The organism is Rothia sp. HMSC08A08, from assembly GCF_001808385.1.
GTDB lineage: Bacteria > Actinomycetota > Actinomycetes > Actinomycetales > Micrococcaceae > Rothia > Rothia dentocariosa.
Genome location: NZ_KV793075.1, coordinates 120,990 through 147,363, shown reverse-complemented (window position 1 = coordinate 147,363; position 26,374 = coordinate 120,990). Strand labels below are relative to the sequence as shown.

Annotated in this window: 22 protein-coding genes, 2 pseudogenes and 1 riboswitch; of the genes and pseudogenes, 14 read left to right on the top strand and 10 right to left on the bottom strand. The window is 52.2% G+C overall.

The features are described 5' to 3' along the window. The first annotated feature begins 453 nt into the window (after window positions 1-453). Window positions 454-1,557 carry a hypothetical protein gene (locus HMPREF3164_RS07320; RefSeq protein WP_070450019.1) on the top strand — a complete coding sequence of 368 codons (1,104 nt, stop codon included), beginning with the start codon at window positions 454-456 and terminating at the stop codon, window positions 1,555-1,557. Between the two features lie 284 nt (window positions 1,558-1,841). After that, a riboswitch (SAM riboswitch) is annotated at window positions 1,842-1,958 on the top strand. 5 nt (window positions 1,959-1,963) lie between these two features. Continuing rightward, window positions 1,964-4,108: an AMP-binding protein gene (locus HMPREF3164_RS07315; protein ID WP_070450042.1), complete on the top strand. Its 2,145-nt coding sequence runs from the start codon at window positions 1,964-1,966 to the stop codon at window positions 4,106-4,108. A 176-nt stretch (window positions 4,109-4,284) separates the two neighbouring features. On the opposite strand, the gene HMPREF3164_RS07310 is transcribed toward HMPREF3164_RS07315, so the two are convergent. Next, window positions 4,285-6,030, bottom strand: coding sequence for an MFS transporter (locus tag HMPREF3164_RS07310; RefSeq protein WP_070450016.1), 1,746 nt, complete (start codon window positions 6,028-6,030; stop codon window positions 4,285-4,287). 237 nt (window positions 6,031-6,267) lie between these two features. Here HMPREF3164_RS07310 and HMPREF3164_RS07305 point away from each other — a divergent pair, with 237 nt between their 5' ends. From HMPREF3164_RS07305 to HMPREF3164_RS07295, 3 genes are all read left to right on the top strand, one after another. Beyond that, on the top strand, window positions 6,268-6,960 hold the full coding sequence (locus HMPREF3164_RS07305) for an SDR family oxidoreductase (RefSeq protein ID WP_070450013.1): 693 nt from the start codon (window positions 6,268-6,270) through the stop codon (window positions 6,958-6,960). Between the two features lie 153 nt (window positions 6,961-7,113). Beyond that, entirely contained in the window at window positions 7,114-7,539 is a 426-nt protein-coding gene (locus tag HMPREF3164_RS07300) for an acylphosphatase (protein WP_314845572.1), read from the top strand. 184 nt (window positions 7,540-7,723) lie between these two features. Further along, window positions 7,724-9,061 carry a glycosyltransferase 87 family protein gene (locus HMPREF3164_RS07295; protein ID WP_070450011.1) on the top strand — a complete coding sequence of 446 codons (1,338 nt, stop codon included), beginning with the start codon at window positions 7,724-7,726 and terminating at the stop codon, window positions 9,059-9,061. A 117-nt stretch (window positions 9,062-9,178) separates the two neighbouring features. On the opposite strand, the gene HMPREF3164_RS07290 is transcribed toward HMPREF3164_RS07295, so the two are convergent. Next, the gene (locus HMPREF3164_RS07290; protein WP_070450009.1) at window positions 9,179-9,763 is read right to left on the bottom strand and encodes a GNAT family N-acetyltransferase; all 585 of its coding nucleotides are present in this window, start codon (window positions 9,761-9,763) and stop codon (window positions 9,179-9,181) included. Between the two features lie 244 nt (window positions 9,764-10,007). On the opposite strand from HMPREF3164_RS07290, the gene HMPREF3164_RS07285 reads away from it, so the two are divergent. The 4 genes from HMPREF3164_RS07285 to pyrE all read left to right on the top strand — a co-directional run bounded on the left by HMPREF3164_RS07285 (window position 10,008) and on the right by pyrE (window position 12,075). Further along, a complete protein-coding gene (locus tag HMPREF3164_RS07285) occupies window positions 10,008-10,589 on the top strand; it encodes a peroxiredoxin (RefSeq protein WP_004006488.1) in 582 nt (193 codons plus the stop codon). Continuing rightward, window positions 10,589-11,119: an alkylhydroperoxidase, AhpD family gene (locus HMPREF3164_RS07280; protein ID WP_013398369.1), complete on the top strand. Its 531-nt coding sequence runs from the start codon at window positions 10,589-10,591 to the stop codon at window positions 11,117-11,119. The genes HMPREF3164_RS07285 and HMPREF3164_RS07280 overlap by 1 nt, the downstream gene beginning before the upstream one ends. Before the next feature lie 121 nt (window positions 11,120-11,240). After that, a complete protein-coding gene (locus HMPREF3164_RS11415; protein ID WP_371440319.1) occupies window positions 11,241-11,591 on the top strand; it encodes a GNAT family N-acetyltransferase in 351 nt (116 codons plus the stop codon). After that, window positions 11,563-12,075 (top strand): orotate phosphoribosyltransferase, encoded by a 513-nt coding sequence (gene pyrE / locus HMPREF3164_RS11065; RefSeq protein ID WP_371440318.1) that lies wholly within the window; start codon window positions 11,563-11,565, stop codon window positions 12,073-12,075. The genes HMPREF3164_RS11415 and pyrE overlap by 29 nt, the downstream gene beginning before the upstream one ends. A 50-nt stretch (window positions 12,076-12,125) precedes the next feature. On the opposite strand, the gene HMPREF3164_RS07265 is transcribed toward pyrE, so the two are convergent. Continuing rightward, window positions 12,126-12,749 (bottom strand): cysteine hydrolase family protein, encoded by a 624-nt coding sequence (locus HMPREF3164_RS07265; protein WP_000483067.1) that lies wholly within the window; start codon window positions 12,747-12,749, stop codon window positions 12,126-12,128. A 253-nt stretch (window positions 12,750-13,002) separates the two neighbouring features. Between HMPREF3164_RS07265 and HMPREF3164_RS07260 the strand changes: the two genes are divergently transcribed. The 4 genes and pseudogenes from HMPREF3164_RS07260 to HMPREF3164_RS11560 all read left to right on the top strand — a co-directional run bounded on the left by HMPREF3164_RS07260 (window position 13,003) and on the right by HMPREF3164_RS11560 (window position 16,611). Continuing rightward, entirely contained in the window at window positions 13,003-13,164 is a 162-nt protein-coding gene (locus HMPREF3164_RS07260; RefSeq protein WP_210398377.1) for a TetR/AcrR family transcriptional regulator, read from the top strand. A gap of 206 nt (window positions 13,165-13,370) precedes the next feature. Continuing rightward, a pseudogene (locus tag HMPREF3164_RS10920) lies at window positions 13,371-13,460 on the top strand (Hg(II)-responsive transcriptional regulator); the annotation flags it as partial. Window positions 13,461-13,488: 28 nt separating this feature from the next. Then, entirely contained in the window at window positions 13,489-15,129 is a 1,641-nt protein-coding gene (merA, locus tag HMPREF3164_RS07255) for a mercury(II) reductase (RefSeq protein WP_001031935.1), read from the top strand. Between the two features lie 159 nt (window positions 15,130-15,288). Beyond that, window positions 15,289-16,611: pseudogene (locus HMPREF3164_RS11560) on the top strand (ISL3 family transposase). 251 nt (window positions 16,612-16,862) lie between these two features. Here HMPREF3164_RS11560 and HMPREF3164_RS07245 read toward each other — a convergent pair. After that, on the bottom strand, window positions 16,863-18,092 hold the full coding sequence (locus tag HMPREF3164_RS07245) for a multidrug effflux MFS transporter (RefSeq protein ID WP_246822644.1): 1,230 nt from the start codon (window positions 18,090-18,092) through the stop codon (window positions 16,863-16,865). Window positions 18,093-18,375: 283 nt separating this feature from the next. Further along, the gene (locus HMPREF3164_RS07240; protein WP_070450003.1) at window positions 18,376-18,993 is read right to left on the bottom strand and encodes an L-alanine-DL-glutamate epimerase; all 618 of its coding nucleotides are present in this window, start codon (window positions 18,991-18,993) and stop codon (window positions 18,376-18,378) included. Window positions 18,994-19,184: 191 nt separating this feature from the next. On the opposite strand from HMPREF3164_RS07240, the gene HMPREF3164_RS07235 reads away from it, so the two are divergent. Beyond that, on the top strand, window positions 19,185-19,985 hold the full coding sequence (locus tag HMPREF3164_RS07235) for a trimeric intracellular cation channel family protein (protein WP_070450000.1): 801 nt from the start codon (window positions 19,185-19,187) through the stop codon (window positions 19,983-19,985). A 615-nt stretch (window positions 19,986-20,600) separates the two neighbouring features. On the opposite strand, the gene HMPREF3164_RS07230 is transcribed toward HMPREF3164_RS07235, so the two are convergent. The 5 genes from HMPREF3164_RS07230 to HMPREF3164_RS11400 all read right to left on the bottom strand — a co-directional run. Next, a complete protein-coding gene (locus tag HMPREF3164_RS07230) occupies window positions 20,601-22,154 on the bottom strand; it encodes an ATP-binding protein (protein WP_070449998.1) in 1,554 nt (517 codons plus the stop codon). Window positions 22,155-22,528: 374 nt separating this feature from the next. Beyond that, complete coding sequence (locus HMPREF3164_RS07225; RefSeq protein ID WP_013398362.1) at window positions 22,529-23,032, bottom strand: CoA-binding protein; 504 nt, start codon at window positions 23,030-23,032, stop codon at window positions 22,529-22,531. Beyond that, complete coding sequence (locus HMPREF3164_RS07220; protein ID WP_070449995.1) at window positions 23,032-24,510, bottom strand: O-acetylhomoserine aminocarboxypropyltransferase/cysteine synthase family protein; 1,479 nt, start codon at window positions 24,508-24,510, stop codon at window positions 23,032-23,034. Before HMPREF3164_RS07220 ends, HMPREF3164_RS07225 begins: the two co-directional genes overlap by 1 nt. Before the next feature lie 247 nt (window positions 24,511-24,757). After that, the gene (locus tag HMPREF3164_RS07215) at window positions 24,758-25,678 is read right to left on the bottom strand and encodes an Abi family protein (RefSeq protein WP_160311903.1); all 921 of its coding nucleotides are present in this window, start codon (window positions 25,676-25,678) and stop codon (window positions 24,758-24,760) included. A gap of 186 nt (window positions 25,679-25,864) precedes the next feature. Continuing rightward, window positions 25,865-26,374: DUF1963 domain-containing protein (locus HMPREF3164_RS11400; RefSeq protein ID WP_246822640.1), on the bottom strand; the 510-nt coding region annotated here is incomplete at its 5' end.

Below are 26,374 nucleotides of genomic sequence, written 5' to 3'. Positions count from 1 at the left end.
CGTTTGAGCAAGAGAGTGGTATATGAACGGTTGTATATGAATAACCGATAGATAAGATTTCACCTGCATCCTAGCACCGTAAAATTTTATAAATCTGTGACATAAAACAAGTTTTGGGAGCGGACCATATCACAGGAACAAGTAAAGGTTTCTGGCAACATAACCCGCTCCCGCACGCTGGCAGCATACAAGGCTAGCGAATAAGACCTTGCTCTCGTGCATCATCAGCCGTTATGAGATTAATCTCAATCTCTGGTGAAGGTTCAGGGCTTATCCCACGTCATATCTTCCGCATAATTTGAGGATGCTCAGATCGGGGCGAGTAAGCGTTTTATCGTAAAGATTTCATGTGTGTCTTACATTATTTAGGATTTTTGGGGTATATCCCGTAAAATCATTAATGGCGTGTAATCCGAGCGCCACTTATTCACCCAACCACTCATAGGAGTCATTGTGACCCACGCATCTACGCGGGGAGGTCTAACGCGCCGTCGTGTTCTGGCGGGCGCCGCATGGACAACCCCAATTATTGTTTCTTCCGCTGTAGTTCCGGCTTATGCGGCTTCGTATGATGACACACGCCCTGACTACGGTATTTTTACCCAGGCGTTCGTCACCCACCAGGAACTAGACACTAACAGTTTCCTGGGGCTAGATTCATTTAGCGGCCCGGTTGAGAACGAGCACGCCAGCGTTCCGGCAGGTTCCAGTGGCCTCTACTCGGCTGGCGGCGGTAAGTTTACCCCCGGCGGCAGCATCGGCAAGGCAAAGTGGGGCGGTGCAGGTTTCTGGTTCTCAGCGCCCAAGGCAACCACTAAAGACGGTAAGCAGACATACTACTCGGGTACCACTACCCTACTCGCCGGTGCGCGCCTGCGCTTGGAGCACCGTTTCGTTTTCCCCGACTGGGCCGAGATCGACGGGGCAGAACCCCCGGGCTGGAATAAAAATACTGACGATTTTGCGGTTTCCCTCGCCGTTAACCCCACGTCAGAAAACGGCGATAATCCCCAGCTCGTCGCCTTCAACGGTGGTGCTATGCACGGTTACTTCAGCGAGATGACCGCCAACGGCAATGAGCTGATAGGCTACGTCGATATTACGCTTGACCATGATGTTGTAGCTTCCAGTCATAACGGCGGCGGGACTCAGGTCTACAACCAGATCTTGGCCAGCCAGTTCGGTACACATTTTGAAGATTTCTATCTCGAACGCTACGGTGTGACCACCACCTTGACGATCCTCAGCGGCACTCTGCGCTACGAACCTGAGAATGGTGCCCCCAAGAGTGATATTGACCTGACCGGTCAGCAGGCTGTGGCATCCATCGATCATGTTGGCGAACCTGAGAATCCAGATCCGAGCACTCCCAGCACCCCCAGCGACAAGTCAAAGTCCAACTCGACGGGATCAACGGGTGACCAGAAAAACAAGGATCAAGAGAGCGACTTCACCGTCCGTAACGACATTCAGATCGATCCTAACGACTGGTTATCCGGGCAGAAAAACCCTAACGGAGCCTCGAAAGGCTCAACCAACGCACAAAAACAGAACTAATCGGTAATTTTGGGTGAGTAAACGGCACTCCCACCGGATAAATCCTCTTGACGAGGCGCATCCCGGTGGGAGTGTTTTTCTTGCACTGTTCGCGAGCAGGTGGTTTTTGACCCGAGCAGGTAGGAAAATCCTACCTTGTCGACAAAATCCTACCTGCTCGCGGTATAGGGTGTGGTGTGGACGGAGGGCACAATATTGCGGAATGTTACGAACGTGGCGCATACACGCGCAATATGACGGGGTGTCTTTGCACCTGCGCCAGCTACAGGGTTTACTAGATTGGTAATCCATCTAGAGCGACCGAGAGACCTGGCTCGACGACGTCGCAGCAACCTCGCCTGCGGTGGCGCATCATGCGCCTTCATAACGCCGAAGGTGCTAACGCCAGCAACCGATGGGAGATACTGTGGGACTTCCCTCCCCTTTTTCATTCACGAATCCTCTAGCACCCACCCCCAACCCCGCGCACGAATCTGACGAGGCGCGGGTAGCGTTCTGGGAAAAACAAGCCGAGCGCCTAAGCTGGGGCAAGACCTGGGACAACGCACATACCTTCCAGAAACCGCAGGTTATCGGAACCGATGCTGAGGGCATCGAAGAATACTCCGTACCCGAGATTAAGTGGTTCGAAGGCGGCAAACTCAACGTCGCTTACAACTGCGTGGACCGCCACGTGGAGGCAGGCCGCGGCGACAAAGTAGCCCTCTATTTCGAGGGCGAACCCGGCGACCGTGAAGCTATCACCTACGCCGAACTGCAGCGACGCATCGCCCGCGCCGCCAACGGCCTGCTCAAACTCGGCGTGCGTAAAGGCGACCGTGTAGTAATCTACCTGCCGGTTATTCCCGAAACCATTATCTTCACGCTTGCGTGCGCGCGCATCGGCGCAATTCACTCGCTCGTGTTCGGTGGGTTCTCGGCGGAGGCGCTGAAATTCCGGGTGGAAGACACCGGCGCAAAGGTTCTGATCACCACCGACGGGCAGAACCGCCGCGGCAAGGTCGTGCCCGTGAAGGTGAACGCCGATGAAGCATGCTCGGGTGAGAACAATATCGAGCACGTGATCGTGGTGGATCGTACAAGCGCCGCAGACCCCGTGGCGCACGCGCAGGTTCCATGGACGACCGGACGCGATATTTGGTACCACGACCTGGTGGACGATCAGCCCGATACCCATGAGTACGAGCTGCACGATGCCGAAGACCCGCTGTTTATCATCTATACCTCCGGCACCACGGGCAAACCCAAGGGCCTGGTGCACACGATGGCGGGGTATTTAGTGCAGACCGCATACACCCACGCGCTGCTGTACGATCTGCTGCCGGACTATGTGGATGAAGACGGGGTGCTGCGCCCCGATGAGCTGTCTGCCGTGAACGACCCGGCGAAAGTTGAATCGACTGTGCACTGGTGTACCGCCGATCTCGCGTGGGTGACCGCGCACACCTACGAAATCTATGGTCCGCTTGTGAACGGGGTGACCGAGGTTATTTTCGAGGGTACCCCCAATACTCCGCATTACGGTCGCCATTTCGAGGTTATCGAGCGCTATGGCGTCACCAACTATTACACCGCGCCCACCCTGATTCGTTCCCTTATGGGGGCTTTTCCTGATGGCCCCGAACCCGGAAAATACGACTTCTCATCCGTGCGTCTGCTCGGGTCTGTGGGCGAGTCCATTAACCCTCAGGCGTGGAAGTGGCTGCGCAAGCACGTGGGTGGGGGGACCGCATCGTTTATCGATACATGGTGGCAGTCCGAAACCGGCTCGACCATCTGCTCCCCACGACCACATGACCCCGCCTTCGCGCCCGAAGGGACCTTCTCCGAAGGCACCCCGCACTGCACTCCCCTTCCCGGATGCGCCACCCGCGAAGTCCCCGGCGTCTCGGTGCGCGTGGTGGACGAGCACGGTGACCTCGTTGAGTCCGGCAAACAGGGTTTCATTGTGGTCGATAAGATCGGCCCCTCCATGGCACGCACCGTCTGGGGCGACCCGCAACGCTACCTAAATTCCTATTGGAAGCACTATGGTACGCGCGGCTGGTTCCTCGCCGGTGACGGCGCGAAAGTCGATGATGAAGGCAACGTGTACATCCTGGGGCGCATCGACGATGTGATCAACATTTCTGGGCACCGCCTCTCAACCATCGAAATTGAGTCTGCGCTCGTGACGCACCCGGCCGTGGTGGAGGCTGGCGTGTGCCCCGTGGAGGACGAGCTAACCGGCCACCAGGCAGTCGCCTATGTGACGCTCACCGACGAAGGTCAGGCACTCACCGAAGACGAGCTGAAGACTGTGCTCACTCAGCATGTGCGCGAGCATATTGGTCCTATCGCTAAGCCTAAGGATGTGGTCGCGGTCGCCGATATTCCTAAGACTCGCTCGGGGAAGATTACCCGCCGTCTGCTGGGTGAGCTCTACCAGGGGCATAAGCTGGGCGATATTTCTTCGCTTCAGAATGAGGAGGCGCTCGGCGCTATCGCACAGGTGCTCGTAGAAACCGGGCGAGTGAGCCCGGATGCGTTCGCCGAGGATCAGGCGGCATAGGGGTTACGCTCGGCAGCGGCATCGCGCCGAATCTGATAGAAAGGTTCTCTGCGAGCGCGAACATTGTAGGAAAATAGCTCCCAATATCCTTAAAACTACAGTGCGGCATATAACTAACAGGTTATATGCCGCACTGGCTATATATACTAGTAAAATAGTATATTCCTCAAATGGAATTATGGCTTAGAAGGATTTTTCGTGTCCTTTTCCGAAGAAATCGGTTGCGTCCCGTCTGCGGGGCGTGCGTCGGCGGAGGCGGTCACCTCCGCATCAGGATCGGTACCGGAAGAGTTTGAGCCGTCCCATGCCGAGTCAACTTCCGTTTGTGGCTCAGCGGCATTCTGCCCGGATGTCCACGCGCCCTTATCCACCGGCTTGGCGAAAAAGAGACACGCAACCATGCCCACAACTGCCAGAACCAGCGCTAGCATCAGTGAGTCGTTCATTGCGGTGGCGATAGGTTCACGCAGGAAGTCGGGAACCTGACCGCCGGACATTCCTTCGCCGCCGACGGCGGGGGCGTTCATGGCGCTTCCGCCGGCGCCCGAGGGACGCATCCGCTGCATGGTCTGCGCAATCTGGTCGGCGATCAGACCGCCCATGAGAGTGGCGATACCCGCCGAACCGAGCACACCGGCAACCTGACGAGTTTCGTTATACACGCCCGACCCGGCACCGGCTAAACGAGGCGGCAGGTTGCGGGTTGCGGTCACCGCTAGCGGACCCCAAATCATAGAGTTGCCGATACCCAAGATCGCAAAGGGTATGAGCAGAAGCGCGAGGGGTTGATCCGCCGTCATCAGAGCCCGCAGAACAACAAATCCGACTACCAGCAGGGCAAACCCTGAGACCGCATACCATTTGGGGTTTGACGTGCCTAAACGCTTGCCAATGACCGGAGAGAGCGCACCCGAGAACAGGGCGAGCGGGGCGGTCATGAGTGCCGCCTGGGTGGGGCTCATACCGCGCACCTGCTGGAAATAGATGGTGGTGGGGAATGCCATTGTGAGGGTGTGTGCACCCATTGCGGCGATAGCAATATTCGATACCGAGAAGTTGCGGTCTTTGAACAGTCCCAGCGGTACCAACGGTTCTTTGCGGTTAACGGCCTGCCACACGATAAAGAGGGTGAACACGATGATGCCCGCGATAATCATGCCCCATACACTCACCGAGATTCCGGTTCCCCACAGCGACTCGGTGATAGTGCCCCAGTCGTAGGTGGATCCCTCCTGAATACCGAAGACCATCAGGAACAGGCCGATAGCGGAGAGAGCCACGCCCAGCCAGTCGAAGTTGTGCTGTTTGGAGGGGAAATGAGGAATATTCCGAACCGCCAGATAGGTGCCGATCACACCGATAGGGATATTGATGAAGAAGATCCACGTCCAGCCTGGACCATCCACGAGCAGACCGCCAGCGATGGGGCCCACGAGCGATGCGATACCGGCCGCCGCACCCCACACGCTCATTGCTACCCCGCGTTTATGCGGCGGGAACATGAGCGTAATAATCGACATGGTTTGCGGGGTCATAATCGAGGCGCCTATCCCCTGCACCACACGCGCAACAATCAGCATCTCCACATTGGGCGAAAGACCACACCACAGCGAAGAGAGGGTAAAGACCACCATACCAAGCAGGTACATCTGCTTCTGCCCAAACCTATCGCCCAGGCGACCGGTAATCAGCAGCGGCACCGCATAGGCGAGCAGGTAGGCGCTGGTCACCCAAATCACGGCGGAGAGCGAGGCGTTGAGCTCATGCTGCATATGGGGCAGCGCCACGGTGACGATAGTGGTATCGAGCAGGATCATAAAGAACCCGATCACGAGTGACCACATGGCAACCCACGGCTTCTCGGCGGTTTGCTCCATTGATGGTACGCTGCGGTGCGTCTTTGATGCGGCTGGCTCTGCCATAAATCCCTTGCCTTGTCTTCTCGGCGGTACCGCTGGGCAATAAAAACCTAGCACTTCATCATAACGCCGTCTTGAGCCCCGCACGAGAATTCTCATCATGCGGTGCTGTCTGAGCGCATCAGCACAGGGAACGCGGGTATCTGTTGTTCTCAGGAAGCACAGAAAGACCATAGACATTGCGGCACAGCAAGCCTATCCTGGATATACAAGTATTTTTCAACACACAGGGAGGATACGATGGCTAACGTTACGATCATTGGCGGGCACGGCAAGGTTGCTCTTCTGGCAGAACCAATGCTTCGTGAACGCGGACATACGGTGAACGCTATTATTCGTAGTGAAGATCAGTCGGCAGATATTATGGCGACCGGCGCTAACCCGGTGGTTGCCGATATTACCACCCTAAGCACTGAGGAGATGGCGAAGCTCTTCAAGGATTTACATACAGACGTGCTGGTGTGGTCCGCGGGTGCGGGCGGTGTAGGTGGTCCCGAACGCACCTATGCGATTGACCGTGACGCCGCAATTCGTTCTATGGAGGGGGCACAGCAGGCGGGCATTCGACGGTACATCATGGTCTCGTATTTGGGGGCCGGAACCGAGCACGGGGTACCCGCAGATAACCCATTCTTCGCGTATGCGGAGTCTAAGGCTGAGGCCGACCAGCATCTTCGCGGCACCCGGTTGGAGTACACGATTCTAGGCCCCGGCATGCTCACGACTGAGGATGAGGGCGGTATTACCGTGGGGGTCGATCCGGTGTACCACTCGGATTTGAGCTCCCATACTCCGCGTGCCACCGTGGCGCGAGTGCTCACTGAGGTAGTCGATGATTCCAGCACGATCGGCAAGAGCATTCCTTTCACCGGCGGCGATACCGAGATTCAGCAGGCTCTCGCTCAGGCACCGTCAAGTTCACAGCTGCGCTAGGGTTTGCCGGATGCGCCCCGAGCCTCTTCACGGGTTCGGGGCGTGTTTTTCTCTCGCGCAAGGTTGGTTCGCACGCCGGGGTGCGGGATGTTTGGTACTTGTCCCCGTGTCTGCACACGGTCGCGCTCTTGTCATGTAAGGTTTACCCGCAGCGTGCGGGTATTATCTCGCGACGAGTTCCGGGGCGGCTATTCCGTTGGTGCCGCATCGCTCGGTATCCTAAAGTTCCAGGTATTTTTAGAGCAACCGCAGGAGGTTCCCGTGGGATTCTTCGATCTCTTCACCGACAAAACCCCGGAAGAGCTCGCCGAGGCGCAGCTCACCGCCTACGTTCAAGGCAAGGTTCAGGGTGTGGGGTTCCGATGGTGGTGCGCCGGGGCCGCCAAGCCGCTGGGATTGAGCGGATACGCCGAAAACCTGGATGACGGTCGGGTGAAGGTGATAGCGCAGGGAAGCCGCGCATCCTGCGAGCACCTGCTGGAGACCCTTAATTCGGGCGATACCGCCGGGCATGTGGAGTTTGTGGATGCGTCTTTCACCGAACCGCAGGGCACGTTCAAGGGGTTCGGGACCCGGTAGCGCACTCCCCTGCCGCCCTGCTAAAAAGGCTCTTTGTGTGAATAAAGAGGCGTTTTGGACGCTTTATTCACATAAAGAGTCTTTTTATACTCCCGATGCACCCCGCAGTATGCCCCAAACACCCGGTAACGTGGAATAATAGTTTACGCACTCATATCATTCACGTATTTCATGAAGGTCTTTGATGACACGCTATCGCTGGGGCATAACCGGTGCCTGCATTCTTTTCTTAGCCGGAGTTATTGTTTATAACCTGCGCGAATTTTTGGCATATGATTATCTGGTCTATTATGCCGGGGGTAAAAGCGTTAACTGGTTTCTTGATTACCCCAGCAGCCTCTATGATCTCGATATTCTTCGTGAAACTGTGCGGGCAGAAAACTTTAGATATATTTTCGGCGATGACGGCCTGTGGCTTGCGTTTACGTACCCGCCGTTTGCCTCGATCCTCTTTATTCCCGCATCGTTCTTGCCCTTGCGGGTGGCAATTGGCCTTCATCTGGCATTTTTCGTACCTATTGCCTTCTATTGCGCCAAGGTTCTGCGTGACTATCTGGTAAAGCGCAATTCTCGGCTTCTTTTTGAGAAATATCTTTCGCCTTTTTCCTTTATTGTTTTGTGTGCTGCGCTTATATTGCTTTCGGCACCGTGGCACAATAATGTCTTGTACGGTCAAATAAATCCGTATCTGTTGGCGCTTATTCTCTACGATCTTCTACGGCCAGGTACCAGGATTCCGCGCGGCGTTTTTATCGGTATTGCTGCGGGCATTAAACTTACTCCGCTCGCCATAGGAATTCTTTTTCTAGTGCGTAAAGAGTGGAAATCCATTATTGCACTGGGGGTTTCGTTTGCGGGAACCATTGCAGCAGGATTTGCTGTGCTCCCGCAGCAGTCTCTCACCTATTGGGGCAGCGTCATCTGGGATCCGTCACGCGTGGGCAACCCAATATCGAGCAATAGCGTGGCGATTCAGGGTATTTTAGGGCGCATGACCTTTCAGGATGGTACCGTGCTGAAGGCGCTGTACGGGATCGCGGCAATCGCGCTCATTGCGGTGATAGGGTACGCCTTGTGGAAGATGGAGCAGCATAACCTCTATCTATCGCAGATCTCGTTGGCGGTTCTTGTGCCGGTGTTTATCTCGCCGATCAGCTGGTTCCATCACGCCGTGATTCTACCGATTTTTATGGTGTGCGCGGCGGTCGATTTCTTGCCGCTAGCGGCACGGTGGCGTTCTCGTGCGGGGCGCATCCTGTGTTATACCTGCTATGCGCTGAGTTCTCTCATGCTGGTTAATACGCTTCTGGACTGGGGAAAGCTCGTAGTGCGCTTCTGGCGGCGTGTCGATTTTTACCCATTTACCGGCAGGTATCCGGGGGTGGATGCGCATACCCTGCTTCTGCGGGCGGCGGATGAGCAGCCGGTTATGTTTGTGACCTCAATTCCGGCGTTGGCGCTTGTGGTGTTGGTTGTGCTGTGGGCAGTGCTCCTACGCCGCCCTGCCGAAAATATGCAGTAATCAGAAGGCTCTTAATGCGAATAAAGCGGGATTTCCAACGCTTTATTCACATCAAGAGCCTTTTTACGCGGCGAGAGCGGCGCAAAAGCGAGAAGCCAGGACGTACACGCAAACGCCTTAATCACGCCAGATCTCGGCGAATTGGGTGCGTGTCATCATCGCCTGCCGCACGGCGACAGCCACCCGGTTGCCGTACTTATCGGGACGGGCCGCGCTGGTGCTAATCCCGTTGATAATATTCGTGAATCCGGCCTTTACCGCCACCCGTTCGGATGCCGTATTCCCCGCCAACGCCGTCCATCCGATGGTGTCTAGGGCAAACCCGAGCGGGTCAAAGCCAAAGCCGAGGACTGTGCGTACCGCATCTGTCATGATGCCGCGCCCGCGCATCTGGGGAGCCGTATAAAACCCTAAGTCTGCGTGTGTTCCGGGCGCATTTGCGGAGCCTCCGGGCAGGCGCAGGGTAACAACCCCTGCGAGCACCCCGCTGTAGTCAATGGCCCAGGTGAGTTCACGCCCGGCTGCTGCGGCGCGCTGGGTGAAGTTGAGGAAGGTTCGCGCATCGTCGCGCGTATAGTTCAGGGGGATGGTGGTCCATCGCACGGTTTCGGGGTCGGTGCAGATATGGACCAGTTCGTCAAGGTCGGATTCGCGCAGTGACCTGAGGGTAAACTTTTCGGTGATGAGTTCCGGAATTCTCATGACATGACATTACCAGTTTCTGCGCTGTTTTGTGAGGCGTGCTGTGCCTGCAATTCCCCAATCGCCATATTGTGTGTCTCAAAACACTTGTAATATGTTAGTGGACGGTTGATTATTATGAATTACTCATATTAAAATGGGGAAGATTCCTCTTGTGAGGAGAACAGAAGAATGCCTCAAGGCCACCGAAGTCACACACGAACCAGCCTTGAGGTACCCACCTAGATCAGGAAAGAAGAACACTATGGCTGTGCTAACTATTGGCGACCAGTTCCCCGCCTACGAGCTGACCGGCGTTGTTCCCGGCAAGCTCGCCGAGATTGAGGCAAACAAGCCCGAAGATTACTTCACCACCGTTTCCTCCGAGGGTCTGGACGAAGACACCTGGCGCGTCGTATTCTTCTGGCCCAAGGACTTCACCTTCGTCTGCCCCACCGAAATCGCCGCATTCGGCAAGCTCGCCGATGAATTCGAGGCACGCGACTGCCAGGTTATCGGCGTCTCCGTGGATAACGAATACACCCACTACGCATGGCGCCGCTCCCACGAAGAGCTCGTAGATCTGCCCATCGTCATGGCATCTGACCTCAAGCGCGAGCTCACCAGCGCCCTGGGCGTCCTCAACAAGGACGGCGTGGCAGACCGCGCAACCTTCATCATCGACCCGCATAACACCATCCAGTCGGTATCCATTACCGCAGATTCCGTCGGCCGCAACACCGACGAGGTGCTCCGCCAGCTGGATGCGCTCCAGTCCGACGAACTGTGCGCCTGCAACTGGAAGAAGGGTGCAGAAACCATCGACGCCTTCAAGGAGATGAAGTAATGAGCATTGAGAACCTGCGTAACGCGCTGCCTTCCTACGCGAAGGACATGAACCTGAATCTGTCTTCGCTGCCGCGCATCACCTCGCTCACCGAGCAGCAGCTCTGGGGCGCAATCCTGGCCACTGCGGCGGCAACCAAGGTTGATTCCGTGATCGTTGAGATCGCAGCAGAGGCGAAAGAGCACCTGAGCGAAACCGCCTTCGATGCGGCACTCGGCGCGGCAACCATCATGGGGATGAACAACATCTTCTACCGCACCCGTGGCTTCCTCGACGGCGCCTACGACGATCAGCGTGCAAACCTGCGCATGCAGATCATCGGCAAAAACGGGGGTATCGACAAGCTCGACTTTGAGATGCTAGCGCTCGCAGTTTCTGCCGTGAACGGTTGTTCGCACTGCGTGGCTGCCCACGAGCACACCATCCGCGAGGAAGGCGCCTCCAAGGAGCAGGTTAACGACCTGATCCGCATTGCGGCAACCATGGGCGGCGTGGCACAGGGTATTCAGCTGGCTGAAGCACTGGGCTAAGCACACAGCCTCGCCCCCGCGTAATCTCGCGCAAGAAGAGCCTGATAGTGATTAAGGCTGAGTTTCTAACGCTTATTCACTGTCAGGCTCTTCTTCGTATGGGGCATAGGATAATACGGGTATGCAGTACAGTATTTTGAACGCCAAGAATTCCCTACCAAGCACCGAAGAACTCGTTGAACTGTACGATGCGGTGGGCTGGAGCGCCTACACTCGCACGCCCGAGCGATTGGCCCCTATGCTGGCTGGGTCGCGGTACCTCTATGTAGCGCGTGAGAACACGGCGGAAGGAGCCGAGCGGCTTATCGGCCTGGTACGTGCGGCGGGTGATGGACAAACCATTGCGTATATCCAGGATCTACTGGTGCACCCGCAGGCTCAGCACCACGGCATCGGCTCGGCTCTACTGGGAAGAATCCTCGCCGATTTATACGGACAACCGTGTGACGCTTGCCTATCCAGAAACTCGTAGCTTGATTGAAAATGGTTTTGTGGAAGCTATTAAAGCAGAATTTCCAGAAGTAGAAGTGATTGCAGGAACAGCGACAGCAGGGATTCCACACGGAGCTATCATCGCTGACAAGATGAACTTGCCTTTTGCCTACATCCGTAGCAAACCAAAAGACCACGGAGCTGGTAACCAAATCGAAGGTCGTGTGGCTCAGGGGCAAAAGATGGTTGTTGTTGAAGACCTCATTTCAACTGGAGGGTCTGTTCTTGAAGCCGTAGCAGCTGCTAAACGCGAAGGAGCAGATGTGCTTGGAGTTGTAGCGATTTTCAGTTATCAATTGCCAAAAGCCGATAAGAATTTTGCGGATGCTGATGTGAAATTGGTGACACTTTCTAACTACAGCGAACTCATCCACCTAGCCCAAGAAGAAGGTTACATTACGCCAGAAGGACTCGACCTCCTAAAACGCTTTAAAGAAGACCAAGAAAATTGGCAAAACGCCTAAAACATAGAAAATCAGGTAGTCACTAGGATTACCTGATTTTGTTTTTAATACTAAAGTTGAGCGATAACTTCCTCAGTTGTCAAAACTTGGTTGGCAATGTAGCCGTAGTTTGTTAGTGCAGCTTGGTAGGCTTCTTCACCTGGAGCACCGACAGCATCGTTAACAACAATGACATTGTAGCCTAATTCTATGAGTTCACGCATGTGTGAATCCACGCAGAGATTAGCATTCATACCAGCCAAGATGACGGTGTCGATACCATTTTTGCGGAGTTGAAGGTTAAGGTCGTTGCTTTCTGGGCCAAAGATTTTATGTCCGTTGACAACAATAGTATCTTCATCCAAAAATGGTTTAATCTCTTCAATCATATCTGCTCCAGAGCCTTCTGGAATTGCTGAATACTGGCTATCACGCCAAAACATTTCGTTTTCAATCATCATCGTTTCACCAGCAGCTTTAAATTGCCACTTGTGATCGTGTGGATAGAAGTAGTGCGGTGAGATAAAACGCTTGTAGCCACGCTCTTTAGCAAGAGCGAAAAGCTTTGTCAGATTTTCAATAGTATTAACTTTTTCAAGAACATCTTTAGTTGCTCCGAATCCTTTACCAGTAGATTTTAAGAATTCAACTTGCGGGTCTGTGATAACAAATGCGACATTTTTCTGATTGAACATGAGGTTCCTCCTAATATGATTTGATTAACAGCCAATAGGAATTTAGACTGTTAGTTTGATGATTTTCCAAATGGTAGTTTTAGTTACATACTGACCGTTCGGTACAATTATAATAACATCTAGAATTGAATTTGTAAATCAATTTGCTCAGAGCAAAAATTTTAATGATAAAACAGTGGCAAAAGGAGGTGATTTCAATGGTTTGGTCCCAGACTCTGAATATGCTATAATAGTAAAAAAGAGAGGTGAGCAGATGAGCGTTAAAGAGCGTATTTTACAAAGTGCTGAGGAATTGATTTATCAGAAGGGTTATGATGCCACCTCCATCAGTGACATCATGGAGGTGGCTGATGTTGGCAAGGGGCAGCTTTATTATTATGGGTCTTCGGAATATATAGTGGAATTACTTTCTTAATAGTTTAAAAACAACTGGTGTTTAAATCGGATTTTCTGGTGGGATGTTAGGATAATCAATAGTATTATATAAAAGTATCAATCACATACGAGTGATACTTTGGGAAAAAAATAAAATAGTCCAATTTACTTGACCGTGTACTATGGTACATGGTTTATAATATTCAGGGGGTGAAATAAGATGATTTATCGCATTAGTGAGTTTGCAGATATGAAACTATGTTAGACGACTTAAAACAACGATGTCCAGATGAAAAGCAATTACATTCGTGTCCAATAATAGAAACATTAACATGAGAGATTAATTAACGAAAGGAGCTTTTTTATGAATAAATTTAAGGTAAACATTTCAGGAATGACTTGTACGGGTTGTGAAAAACACGTAGAATCAGCACTTGAAAAGATAGGTGCTAAAAATATTGAGTCTAGTTATCGTCGTGGTGAAGCAGTATTTGAACTGCCCGATGATATTGAGGTTGAAAGTGCAATAAAGGCGATTGATGAAGCAAATTACCAAGCCGGAGAAATTGAAGAAGTATCATCACTAGAAAACGTGGCGTTAATTAATGAAGACAATTATGACCTTCTTATTATTGGTTCTGGTGCTGCTGCCTTTTCTTCGGCAATTAAAGCTATAGAATACGGTGCAAAAGTTGGAATGATTGAGCGTGGAACGGTTGGGGGAACCTGTGTGAATATTGGCTGTGTTCCGTCAAAAACTCTTCTTAGGGCAGGGGAAATCAATCATTTATCAAAAGACAATCCGTTTATAGGTTTACAAACATCCGCTGGAGAAGTGGATTTAGCTAGTTTAATCACGCAAAAGGATAAATTGGTGAGCGAACTTCGGAATCAAAAATATATGGATTTAATTGATGAATATAATTTTGATTTAATTAAAGGTGAAGCAAAATTCGTTGATGCTAGTACGGTTGAGGTCAATGGGGCAAAGTTATCTGCAAAACGCTTTTTAATTGCAACAGGTGCATCGCCTTCGTTGCCCCAAATTTCAGGACTTGAAAAAATGGACTATTTAACTAGTACAACACTTCTTGAGTTAAAGAAAATACCAAAACGATTAACTGTAATTGGTTCAGGATACATTGGAATGGAGCTTGGACAACTATTTCATCATTTAGGTTCAGAAATAACGCTTATGCAAAGAAGTGAGCGACTTTTAAAGGAGTATGATCCTGAGATTTCAGAGTCAGTTGAAAAAGCGTTAATTGAACAGGGTATAAACCTTGTCAAAGGGGCAACTTTTGAGCGTGTTGAACAAAGTGGAGAGATAAAAAGGGTTTACGTAACAGTAAATGGCAGTAGAGAAGTCATTGAATCAGATCAGTTACTTGTTGCCACTGGAAGAAAACCAAATACGGATTCTTTAAATTTAAGTGCAGCAGGTGTTGAAACTGGAAAAAATAATGAAATCCTGATCAATGATTTTGGTCAAACAAGTAATGAAAAGATTTATGCAGCAGGAGATGTGACTTTAGGACCACAATTTGTATATGTAGCAGCCTATGAAGGTGGAATTATTACTGATAATGCTATTGGTGGATTAAACAAAAAAATAGATTTATCGGTAGTTCCTGCTGTTACGTTTACGAATCCGACGGTTGCAACGGTTGGTTTAACAGAAGAACAAGCAAAAGAGAAAGGGTATGATGTGAAGACATCTGTATTACCTTTAGATGCTGTTCCAAGAGCAATTGTAAACCGTGAAACAACCGGTGTATTTAAACTAGTAGCAGATGCAGAAACACTAAAAGTATTAGGGGTTCATATTGTATCTGAAAATGCAGGAGATGTCATCTATGCAGCATCATTAGCTGTTAAATTTGGCTTAACGATAGAAGATTTAACAGAAACCCTAGCACCATATTTAACAATGGCTGAAGGGCTAAAATTAGTTGCACTTACGTTCGATAAAGATATTTCGAAATTATCTTGCTGTGCAGGCTAAGGGAACTTTTTTACAACTCCCTATTCAAGTGAACCAGCTAATGCTTTAAGGGATTTTCTAAGTGAATTTGTGGTCACAAAAATAATTTAACACTGATGATTTCAACATCAAATCTATAATTGATACCTTAACACCGCAGAGTAATAAAGGATGAATAATATGTCAGACTTATTATCCCTACCAGACATTAAAACAATAGAACCGCCACAAGAAAATGAAACCGATATGATGTTTAAAGTTGAAGCAGTCGGACCACCTGAACGTTGTCCTGAATGTGGTTTTGACAAGTTGTACAAACACAGTTCAAGAAATCAACTAATTATGGATTTGCCCATTCGTTTAAAGCGAGTGGGCTTACAATTGAACCGTAGACGATACAAGTGTCGTGAATGCGGATCTACCTTCTGGGAACGCCTAATATCTGTAGATGAAAAGCGTAGTATGACCAAAAGGCTTTTAAAGTCCATTCAAGAGCAATCCATGTCTAAGACCTTTGTAGAAGTCGCAGAAAGCGTTGGTGTTGACGAGAAAACCATTAGGAACGTTTTTAAGGACTATGTGGCACTCAAAGAACGTGAATACCAGTTTGAAACTCCTAAGTGGCTTGGGATAGACGAGATACATATTATCCGTAGACCTCGGCTTGTATTGACTAATATTGAACGCAGGACTATTTATGACATCAAGCCTAACCGTAACAAGGAAACAGTCATCCAACGTCTTTCAGAAATCAGTGACAGGACTTACATTGAGTAAGTCACAATGGATATGTGGAAGCCCTACAAAGACGCAGTGAACACTATCCTTCCACACGCTAAAGTTGTCGTAGATAAGTTTCATGTAGTTAGAATGGCTAATCAAGCCTTAGATAACGTCAGAAAGTCTTTGAAAGCCCATATGAGCCAAAAAGAAAGACGTACCCTTATGCGTGAAAGGTTTATCCTTCTAAAGCGTAAACACGATCTAAATGAACGTGAATCATTCCTCTTAGATACTTGGTTAGGTAATCTTCCTGCTTTAAAAGAAGCCTATGAACTCAAAGAAGAGTTTTACTGGATATGGGATACTCCTGATCCAGATGAAGGTCATCTTCGTTATAGTCAATGGAGACACCGTTGTATGTCCAGCAACTCTAAAGACGCATATAAAGACCTCGTGAGAGCCGTAGACAACTGGCATGTTGAAATATTCAACTACTTTGATAAAAGGCTCACTAATGCTTATACGGAGTCAATTAACAGCATTATTAGGCAGGTAGAGCGAATGGGTAGAGGTTACTCGTTTGATGCCTTACGAGCCAAAATCCTTTTCAATGAGAAGCTCCATAAAAAGCGTAAGCCACGATTTAATTCAAGTGCTTTCAATAAAGCTATGTTATACGATACTTTCAATTGGTATGAAGTGAATGATCACGACATTACAGACAACTTAGGTGTCGATTTTTCCACACTTATTAAGAATTTGGAGAAGGGTGATTTATAAGCCCTTTTCCACCATAAAATCCGAATACCCCTTAACAATACTATCCGAGACCTAGCATCTCAACGAGGACAAAGCACCTCTGAAGTTGCCCGCGAACTACTTGTTAAGGGGCTAGCGGCAGCTTAACTTAAAGTGAATAGGGGGCAGTTGAATCAGCTGCTCCCTCTTACTCTCAATCCCTGAGGCACCGGGCTATACCCAGAGTTTTACCTACGCAAGTTCAGATGCAGATGCGAGTAGGACAATAAATTCTAAGCCGCTTCCTGCCTCTGAGGCTGTTCCTTGGGTTTTTCTTCGGGCGCTTTAGGGAAGCCCATCACCGCTGAGAGCAGGACGAACGCACAGATAATAGAAACCATCAGAATCGTCCTCTCCCCCGGAATAACCGCGAGCAGGAGCGAAGAAATAATACCGCTTCCATACTGGAACGACCCTAAGAGTGCCGCAGCGGAACCAGCAATGGCAGGTTCCACAGAATTTAGGGCGGCGGCGTTCGTGCAGGCGGCAACGATGCCGTTCATACTAAACACCAGGAACACCGGAACCGCTACACCCCACAGACCACCCGCATCCGCAGCAACAGTTATCACGGCGAGTATAGAAGCCACCCCGGCAACCGCAGTCGAAATACGCAGCAGAAAATCCAGACTATAACGCTGCACAAATCGTCGATTGAAACTGCTGAGCACCATCACCCCGATAATATTCACGCCGAAAAGCAGACCGTAATAGCGCGGATCAACCCCGAACCTCGTGATATACACGCTCGACGATGCCGTGATAAAAGCGTAAATCGCCACGTAAAAGAAACACACGCACAGCACGTACCTCATAAAAGTGCGGCGGCGCAGCAGAAGCGGATAACTTCTAAACGCCGCAAGTACCGTACTGCTTTCACGCTTATTCTCAGGCAGGCTCTCAGGCAAGAAAAAGACTAAGAGCAGAATAATGGCGCTGATAGTTGTAATAGCCCAAAAACTCAGCCTCCACCCGCCAGAAACCACCAGGAACCCGCCAAGAAGCGGCCCGGCAATCGGCGCAATCGCCATAATAAGTACAAGAGTAGAAAGTACCTGTGCCGCACGCACGCCCTGATACATATCACGCACGATAGCGCGGGCAAGCATAGGACCCACGCACGCACCGACCGCCTGTACCAGGCGCCACAGAACCAGTTCGGTCGTGGTTGAGGCGAGCGCGCATCCGGCAGAACCGACGGCAAAGATTGCCATGCCCAGCATCAGCGGAATTTTGCGCCCGATGCGGTCGCTGACAGGCCCCCAAATCAGCTGCGCAATCGCGAACCCGATGAGGAATCCCGTAATCGTCAGCTCGATATTGCCGCCCATCTGCGATTCGATGCTCGGCAGGCCCGGCAGGTAAAGGTCGGTCGAGATAGCCGAGCAGGCCATGAGGGCGCTGAGTGTTGTGTAGAGAAAAAGCATGCGGCGCGGATTCTCCACCGCACCCTGTGAATGCATTGTCACGAAAACCTGAATTCTTGGTTGTGTCTGTGTGATGTTTGCTTGCTGTCAGAGGTTCCTCTGAACGTTGAGAAAAAACCTGTGAGAGGCATTTACTTGATTCTACTCCCCTCTTGCCGAGGAACTAAGGGCGCTTTTGGGGTTTATTCGCGTAGGTGAAAACTGTGGGCGCCGAGCACTGAAGACTCGCTCACTGCCCTCTGCAGGTAATATGCCTAACTCGTGAATCTTATGTATAAACGTGAGCACGTCACGCATAAAACCTCATGTCAGGTGAATTTTAGACCGACCGGAGCGCCGCATCCCAGGTGGAGGCGAGGCGCACCGCGGCGGCGACGAGCGCATCCAGCTCACCGGCGTAGACCGGAGTGGACCGCACACCCGCGCACCAGTCAATCGTGCCCAGACCCAGCCAGGGTTTGCCGGGGAAGAACTCGCGCCGCAGCGCCACACGGCGTTTCCCTAAAGCCCGACGACCGGGCACATAACCACCGCGGCTGATGAAAAATTCATCCCTGCGTTTAGCGAGAACCTGCTGATCCAGCACCCGCAGAGCATTAACCCAGCTGGGCTCCCCCGTCTTGGGCAGGTCGGTTAATTCGGGATATTCCTCATCACGCTCGGTCACGCTCACGCCCAAAATATACTGATACCGCACCTGATCCAGCCCGTCGGGAAGCCCACGGTCGGCACTCTGAACCGTTCCGCACAGATGCCGTGCCACGGGCTCGCCCGCCAGATTCACACCCATCAGCGGCAGCTCGGGGCCGTCAAGATACAGCCCCACCGCGCCGGTTCCCGTAATATTTGGGCGCACCGACCATCCAGGCAGGCCCTGCTCTAGCACCGGATGCACCCGCTGAAGAACCTCAAAAACCTGCTCACGTGAAACCGCCATTGCGTTCCTCTCAGCACTTTCAACCTGCGTTTACTTTCCTCCATTGTCTCGCACAGATCTGGCGTATGCGGCACGCCACAAACCTGCGGGTATCGTAGCGGCAGCACACGCGGTAAGATAGCAGACGTTGCGCCTAAAACTGCGGGCCGCATCCACTCCTCTACTCCTGAGCCGTCGAAAGGAGGCCGACCGTGTTCAATATCGAGCCCGAGACGCTGTTCCGCATCGTAGATATTGCAGCCGTAGTGGCCAATGGACTTCTCGGCGGGGCGGTGGCGCGCGCCCTGCGGTTCGACATGGTGGGCTTCTTGCTGCTGGCGGTCGTCTGCAGCATGGGCGGCGGCATGATTCGTGACATTTTGCTGAATGTGGGGCTTCCAATAGCGCTCACCGACGGCTGGTACTGGGTAGGCGCTATTACCTCGGCGGTGTTGGCGTATGTGCTGGATTTGAGCTCGAACTGGGCCACCCGCGCCCTGGTGGTCGTAGACTTTCTGGGCATGGGCTGTTGGGCGGCTACCGGCACCATCAAATCCCTTACTCTGGGACTGCACTGGCTTCCAGCTATCGCGCTGGGGGTGACAACGGCGGTTGGCGGCGGGGTTATCCGCGATATTATGGTGAACCGCATCCCCGCTATCTTCGGCGGGAACTCGCTCTACGCCACGGTAGCGTTCGTGGGTGCCGCCGAAACGGCAATTTGTTTCAGGATGCTGGAGCGCCCTCATGTGGCGATCGCTATGTCTGTGCTCACCTGCACGGTGTTGGGGGTTGTGGCACGGTGGCGCGACTGGCGACTGCCGATGCCCACCACGCTGAAGGTTCAGCGCCCGCGCCTGCTGGATGTATTCCGCCGCGACCACGAACACCTTGAGAACGAGGGCTGGGCACCGGGCACGCCGCTCACAAACCAGCTGGATGTGATTACAGAGGATCAGATTCAGGCGTATCGCGATCAGCTGCATCGTGAACGGGAGCAACGCGGCGGGTAGCCGCACGTGTTCTGAATCTGGTTGGCTCGCGGCGGTAAGTAACGGGTCTGCTACTTCGCCCTGAGAGGTTCTTCAACGCTGTTCGGAAAGAAACGATAAAGGCGGCGGGATGCTCATGTGTGCCAAGCACCCCACCGCCACAAAAGTACCCTGCGACCGCCGTGAAAGCCCCCTGTCGCAAGGCACTCGTATTAGCATACCCGTAAACCTATCCCTAAGGGTAGGGTTTTAAGCTGTCAAGTGGTTAACCCGATTTAGATTTTCGGGTGGAAACAATATAAATATATAATTTTGTGTTTCTGACGATTAATTTTCTTCGGCCCGATGCGCCAGCGATACGACCGCACTAAAACACCCCAACCAGCCCTATTTTCTGCCTTCTTAGCCTATCCAGCCCTCTTGCGCTGACAGAAGGACAGTATCATCACAATATCTTCTCAATATCATCACAAAAAGTTGTGATGATATTGGGAAGATGCATTGCCCTGCAGACAGTTCTCTAACTGCCCTATGAACAATCCGCCCCAAAGCTCAAAGGCTGAACCAATGAATACACTGCTATATGGCCTTTTACGAGCAAACAGCGTCTGACCCGCAGATTTAAGGTCTGCCGTCTCACCCACTTACCACACGATATTTACGGTTCTTACTTCGAGCCGGAGCAGTTGCCTCCACAAGCCCCAATCCAACCAAAAGTTTCAAATCGTTGCCCACAGAGGTGCGTGAAGCTCCTCCGCCCCAGTGCTCATGGGCATATGATGCCGAAACAGCGTCACCGTGCTCCCGTAACCCCTGCAAAATATTACGCTGACGCACATTCAACTTCTCGGTGCTGTCAGGCTCGTGGTTCGGGACGATTTGTTGAGTTTCTCCCCCGCTGTCAACATGGGTCATGGTCCTATTAAATATGGATACTTCAACATGTCTCAGCTGATCCACAAACACCGGAGGCTCCAAACCGGCCTCCCTGACCGCCCGAAACACTGTTGGTATGCCCGATGCACGGTTCTCCGCCACGCGCCGACCAGTACTTGGATCCGACAAGTCCATGAGAAATCCCGCAAGAAAGGCATTACGTGTGGAAGAAACCCCAGGCTGACCAAAGTCACGAATATTTACCGACCCAAAGATACCGCCGGGACTACGGACCACAAGACGGTCAGTGTACAGTTCCACCTGAACCTGTGCACCGCGTGCTCCTGGTGAATAGTCGCGGTGCATTACAGCATTCACCAGTAGCTCACGGATAGCATCGGTAGGATATTCATAAAAGTCTTCCCTGCCGATTGCTGAAGAGCCTCGTCCCTGCATGACCGAGGTCTTGCTCATATTACGTAAAAGTACAGCCATAGCATCCTTAACCATCACAGGTATTGGACCTTTGCAGGTACGATTATCTAAAAACCGTTTACTGTCGGCGGTGACCTTCCCCATTTCGGTACCAGGCAACACCACAACACTTATCATCAGCTGAGGGAAAAAAGCTTGTGGCTCCGTGCCCATCGCCAAAAGTGCACCTAGTATTGGTGCTTCTTGCCCCTGCTTATCCTGACGCAGAATACGAGCCTGTTTTAGCGCTTCTACTTCAGATAGTCCCGCAAAGACTCGGGGTTGCTCTTCACGTAAACGGGCAACATAATTGCTGACGAGTTCTGGGGAAAGGTCGTCAATGCTTGCCTCAGGTACAATCTCTTCGTCATATCGGGGCTGGGTTCGATTTTCAAGCAGACGGTCTATCTCATAGTTGCTGAGCCTAACGTCCGCCTCACCGATGCGGTGGTATGCGCCGTTATACATGCCGCGTGCATCAACATAGTAAGGTTTCTGCACCGGGTCGCCCGGCTCAACATCGATACGCACTACCTGGTGCCCTTGTGGCAAGGTTTCAATACTCACATCTGCGGGAGGGCGTGGCTTAACCTTATCGCGTATCGAATCAACGGCTGCATCATGTATCGCTTGCGCATCAAATTGGGGAACCGGCGTTAAACCAGAGGCGGGATCGCTAACACCCAGGAGTATGGTGCCGCCTTCCCCGTTAGCGAAGGCACTCACCGTATCTAAAACAGATTTGGGGAACCCGTGTTCAGCATCTTTGACCTCTAGGGCTGAGCTCTCAGAGCGATTTTTGCGTAATGTATCAATAAGGTCGACGGCCGTGAAGTCCATGGTTCCTCCCCGCAATGGTGGGCATAAAGGCATCTTCACAACATCATACCAATATCATCACAATTTTTTGTGAAGATGTTGAGATGATGTTGTTATGACGCTTATTTTCGTTGTGGCTCATGGGGAAAGCCCTTTGAAATTTCAAGGTTTTTGCGACTGTTCGGTCATCCCAGTATCATCACAACTTTTTGTAATGATGCTGTGAAGATGTTGTGATGATGACCAGCCAAGCACCCCAGATGCGGAACATACCGCCCCCCATTTCTGTAGGGCAGGAAGATGCGCACCTATCACACAAGAGCGGCAGCCATTTGGAAGCTTATTACTCCCAAACAGCCGCCGCTTTGAAGATTAGGCCTGCGACAGTCGCCGAGCTACGCCGTGACCTGGCGTTTCGAGGAAATCACACCGGTATTGAAGCCCGCAAGGTGCAGGCCACCATGGAAGCGTGCGTGCTCGATTTTCACGCATCGGTCCATGACCACGTTCAGCCCAGCTGCCTCACCGATAGCGGCAGCTTCCTCATTCCACGAGCCCAGCTGCATCCACACGGTTTTCGCGCCCAGATCAACCGCCTCCTGAACCACGCCCGGGAGATCTTCATTGCGACGGAAAATCTCGACGAGATCGGGCACTTCTGGTAGGTCCTGAAGCGAGGCGTACACCGGCTGCCCCAGCACGGTCTTGCCTTTCGCCGCAAGAATCGGGTTCACAAAATACACCGTATACGGCGACGAAGACAGCAGGTAGGTTGCCACGAAGTTTGAGGCGCGCGAAATCTTATCGCTCATCCCCACAATCGCGATAGTGCGGGTATTGCGCAGAATGTTCAGCCGCTCGGGGGCGCTCGGGCCTACCCAGGTACGTTTCTCAGTCATTAGTTGCCCTCCTTCGCGGGTGCTTCCTTGGACTCTGAGGCGCTCGAAGCTGCGGCGCTATTCGGCAGCGCGCAGGCGGCACCCTGCTGTGAGTCAGCCTCTTCGGCGGCGAGAGCCTCTTGTGCCGCAACGAGCTTATCGGCACTGGATTCGCCCACACGTTCACCCGCGTGGTTCAGGCCAGTCGCGTGGGTGAGTGCCTGGTCAAGGTCCCAGATAATGTCTTCAACATCCTCAAGCCCAACCGAAATACGGATCAGGTCTTCGCCCACGCCCGCCGCGGCAAGCTGCTCGCTGGAAAGCTGCTGATGTGTGGTCGAACCCGGATGCAGCACCAGGGTGCGCGAGTCACCAATATTCGCCAGATGCGATGCCAACACAAGCGCGCTAATGAACTCGCCGCCAACCACGCGGCCGCTCGCCTTCTCGGTGCTCTTCACCCCAAAAGAGAACACAGACCCAACGCCCAGCGGCAACAGTTTTTTCGCGCGTTCGTGGTGCGCATGCCCCGGCAAACCGGCGTAGTTCACGTAGGCGATGCGCGCATCCTCAACCAGCCAGTCCACGACCTTTTTCGCGTTGGCCAGGTGCGCATCCATGCGCTGCGGCAGGGTTTCGACGCCCTGAAGCAGGTTGAATGCCGACTGCGGTGAGAGTGCGGGACCGAAGTCGCGCAGCTGCTCGGAACGCAGTTTTGTGAGGAACCCGTATTCGCCGAAGTTCCCCCACCACGAGACGTTATTGTACGAAGGCACCGGCTCAGTCATGAGCGGGAAGTTGCCGTTCGCCCAGTTGAACCGTCCGCTCTCAACAACCACGCCGCCGAGGGTGGTTCCGTGCCCGCCCAGGAATTTGGTGGCGGAGTGAATCACAATGTCGGCCCCGTGTTCCAGCGGGCGAATCAGGTACGGGGTTGAGATCGTAGCGTCTACGACGAGGGGGACTCCCACCTCATGGGCTACAGCAGCGAGCCCTTCAATGTCTGCGATCTCGCCGGAGGGGTTGGCGACAACCTCCGTGTAGATTGCCTTGGTGTTCTCGGTCAGCGCCGCCTTGTAATCCGCGGGGTCGGTGCCTTCCACAAAGGTGGTTTCGATGCCGAATCGACGCAGGGAAACATCAAGCTGGGTGACTGTTCCGCCGTACAGCTGTGAGGATGCCACAAGGTGATCGCCCGCCTGGCAGAGCGCGGCGAAAGTGATGAACTCGGCGGCCATACCGGATGCGGTCGCCACCGCCCCGATACCGCCCTCTAGGGATGCGATGCGCTCTTCCAGCGCGGCAACGGTCGGGTTCGATAGGCGCGAGTAGACGTTGCCGTATTTCTGCAGGGAGAAGAGGTTGGCGGCATCGTCGGTGTCTTTGAAAACGAATGAGGTGGTCTGGTAGATAGGGACCGCGCGGGCGCCGTGTTCAGCGTCCGGGGTGCCGCCCGCGTGCAGTGCGCGGGTGCGGAATCCGAAAGTATGTTCAGCCATGCATGACTCCTGGTTGGCTTAGCGCAGCCGAATGATGCGCCAAGGTCGAGGAACAGAGGTACTCAACCCTATACTGTGCCACGGTCCCCGAATGCGCCAAGTGCGCGTAGCATTATGTCGTTTGTGTCGGATTATGACGCAGCGATTCGGTTCCTGCTTAGTACACCTATGGTGCTATGGGTTCAGAGAAAAACTTAGCACCATGTCACTAATTTTTTGCGGTTCAGGGAACCAACGATAACTAGTTCTATTTAATGAGCGGAGTTTTAACACCGAACGCATATAAAGGGTTCTTATCACATATTTCATTAATCCTCTCAAGGAATGATGTATCACCTATAGAGGTCTGAAAAAGTGCTACATTCGCAAAGCTAATATACATCCCTTTGCTGTCTATATTCCGAAGTTTACGTTCAAATTTTTTAGGCTTCTTAGGAGTATCGGTTGTGGGCTTCATCCAGAGCCTATTGCAGTGTGCAACGCTATTACGCAGAGTCGTCAGAGATCGGATATTTGTCAAAAACAGATTATGATTTATCCCCATATCCGCCGCAACATCTTTATAAAAAGGATCTTTCCCAGACCCGTTAGGAACCTGACACATCTCAATAGCTTTGGACAGCAAACCTAGAGAGAAGGAGTCAACGACCGACCAGAGAGGAAGATCTTGGAGAATACCCCTTACTCTCTCTACCCCTCCCCATTCCCCAATAGTTTCAGGAGGTTTATTACTGCCTAAAATATTCTGGGCTGCTGTTGTAATACGTGTGCGAACATAAGGTTCCCGATAACGTAGCACATGATGCATCATGTCATTTACCAAGACCTCAGGAATACGGTTTCCACCCATATTGGCGTAACAATCGAGATCAAGATACGCTACGGGGTTATAGTGATGGCAGAAGTTATTTACGAACGAAGCACGTAAGTACATCTCTGCTTTTCTCAACCCAGAATATAAATATGTTGACATCTCATGATCAGAATCTATAACAGAAAAAACATCATCTATAGAAGGAAAATCTACAAGATTAGTACGTTGGGAAATCTTATAATAGTTTCTTGTATACCCTAGAAAATAATGAAAATTGAGAGCATCAAGTCTTCGATAATTTTCAGGCGATATACCTCCACAGGAAAAATAGTTCTTGTCTTCAAGGTACTGCATTCTATCGTCCATTGATAGAAAAGGTGGCGGCACTCTGCCCATCGAAGGCTCTCCTGATATAAGAGGACCCCCTCAGGGCGCATATACCGTTTGGTACAGAGGCGGAGGGGGGACTGTTGCTCTTACTTTAGCAAGCCTCAATTCGAACATGCAAGCAATTGCGTCACCAGCATATATGTTTCGTGGTTAGCAACTCGACCACTCAAAGACCACGTTCGAGAAATCGCCCGCCGCCAGCTGTTCGGGCGTTATCAGCCAGTTTGCGGAGCCCGCATCGCCCCAGAGGAGTTCCGGGGTTTCTTCTTCTGACTCCCAGTCCGCCTCAGAAACAATGGTCAGCAGGTTCACCGTGTGCCCCTGCAATTTCTCGTCAAAATCCCGCGGGTCATTCTGAATAAAGTAGGGGTAACCGCCAATCCGGGAGTACTCATCACTCTCCTCATACGGGAGAGTAAGCTCCTCAACGGCGTCCGTCCGCTGAATCCTCGCCCGCTCGTCGTCTCCCGTGGGCAATTTATCCTCGGGATACAGCTCGTCCCACACTCGTGCAAAATCGGGATAATAGTAGTGCGCAGTACCGGTAACTCCCTGCTCGACCACGCTGAACGAAAGCGCAAATTCCACGCTCTCCGGTTCGATAGGCCAACCGATCGTGTCCCAGTCAATCACCGGCAGCGGCGCATCCGGGTTCGGCTC

Bases quoted from the DNA above. Each gene is read 5' to 3' on its own strand.
- HMPREF3164_RS07310 (WP_070450016.1), bottom strand. From the start codon at position 6,030: ATGGCAGAGCCAGCCGCATCAAAGACGCACCGCAGCGTACCATCAATG.
- HMPREF3164_RS07305 (WP_070450013.1), top strand. From the start codon at position 6,268: ATGGCTAACGTTACGATCATTGGCGGGCACGGCAAGGTTGCTCTTCTG.
- HMPREF3164_RS07295 (WP_070450011.1), top strand. From the start codon at position 7,724: ATGACACGCTATCGCTGGGGCATAACCGGTGCCTGCATTCTTTTCTTA.
- HMPREF3164_RS07290 (WP_070450009.1), bottom strand. From the start codon at position 9,763: ATGAGAATTCCGGAACTCATCACCGAAAAGTTTACCCTCAGGTCACTG.
- HMPREF3164_RS07285 (WP_004006488.1), top strand. From the start codon at position 10,008: ATGGCTGTGCTAACTATTGGCGACCAGTTCCCCGCCTACGAGCTGACC.
- HMPREF3164_RS07280 (WP_013398369.1), top strand. From the start codon at position 10,589: ATGAGCATTGAGAACCTGCGTAACGCGCTGCCTTCCTACGCGAAGGAC.
- HMPREF3164_RS11415 (WP_371440319.1), top strand. From the start codon at position 11,241: ATGCAGTACAGTATTTTGAACGCCAAGAATTCCCTACCAAGCACCGAA.
- HMPREF3164_RS07265 (WP_000483067.1), bottom strand. From the start codon at position 12,749: ATGTTCAATCAGAAAAATGTCGCATTTGTTATCACAGACCCGCAAGTT.
- HMPREF3164_RS07260 (WP_210398377.1), top strand. From the start codon at position 13,003: ATGAGCGTTAAAGAGCGTATTTTACAAAGTGCTGAGGAATTGATTTAT.
- merA (WP_001031935.1), top strand. From the start codon at position 13,489: ATGAATAAATTTAAGGTAAACATTTCAGGAATGACTTGTACGGGTTGT.
- HMPREF3164_RS07245 (WP_246822644.1), bottom strand. From the start codon at position 18,092: ATGCATTCACAGGGTGCGGTGGAGAATCCGCGCCGCATGCTTTTTCTC.
- HMPREF3164_RS07240 (WP_070450003.1), bottom strand. From the start codon at position 18,993: ATGGCGGTTTCACGTGAGCAGGTTTTTGAGGTTCTTCAGCGGGTGCAT.
- HMPREF3164_RS07230 (WP_070449998.1), bottom strand. From the start codon at position 22,154: ATGGACTTCACGGCCGTCGACCTTATTGATACATTACGCAAAAATCGC.
- HMPREF3164_RS07225 (WP_013398362.1), bottom strand. From the start codon at position 23,032: ATGACTGAGAAACGTACCTGGGTAGGCCCGAGCGCCCCCGAGCGGCTG.
- HMPREF3164_RS07220 (WP_070449995.1), bottom strand. From the start codon at position 24,510: ATGGCTGAACATACTTTCGGATTCCGCACCCGCGCACTGCACGCGGGC.
- HMPREF3164_RS07215 (WP_160311903.1), bottom strand. From the start codon at position 25,678: ATGCAGTACCTTGAAGACAAGAACTATTTTTCCTGTGGAGGTATATCG.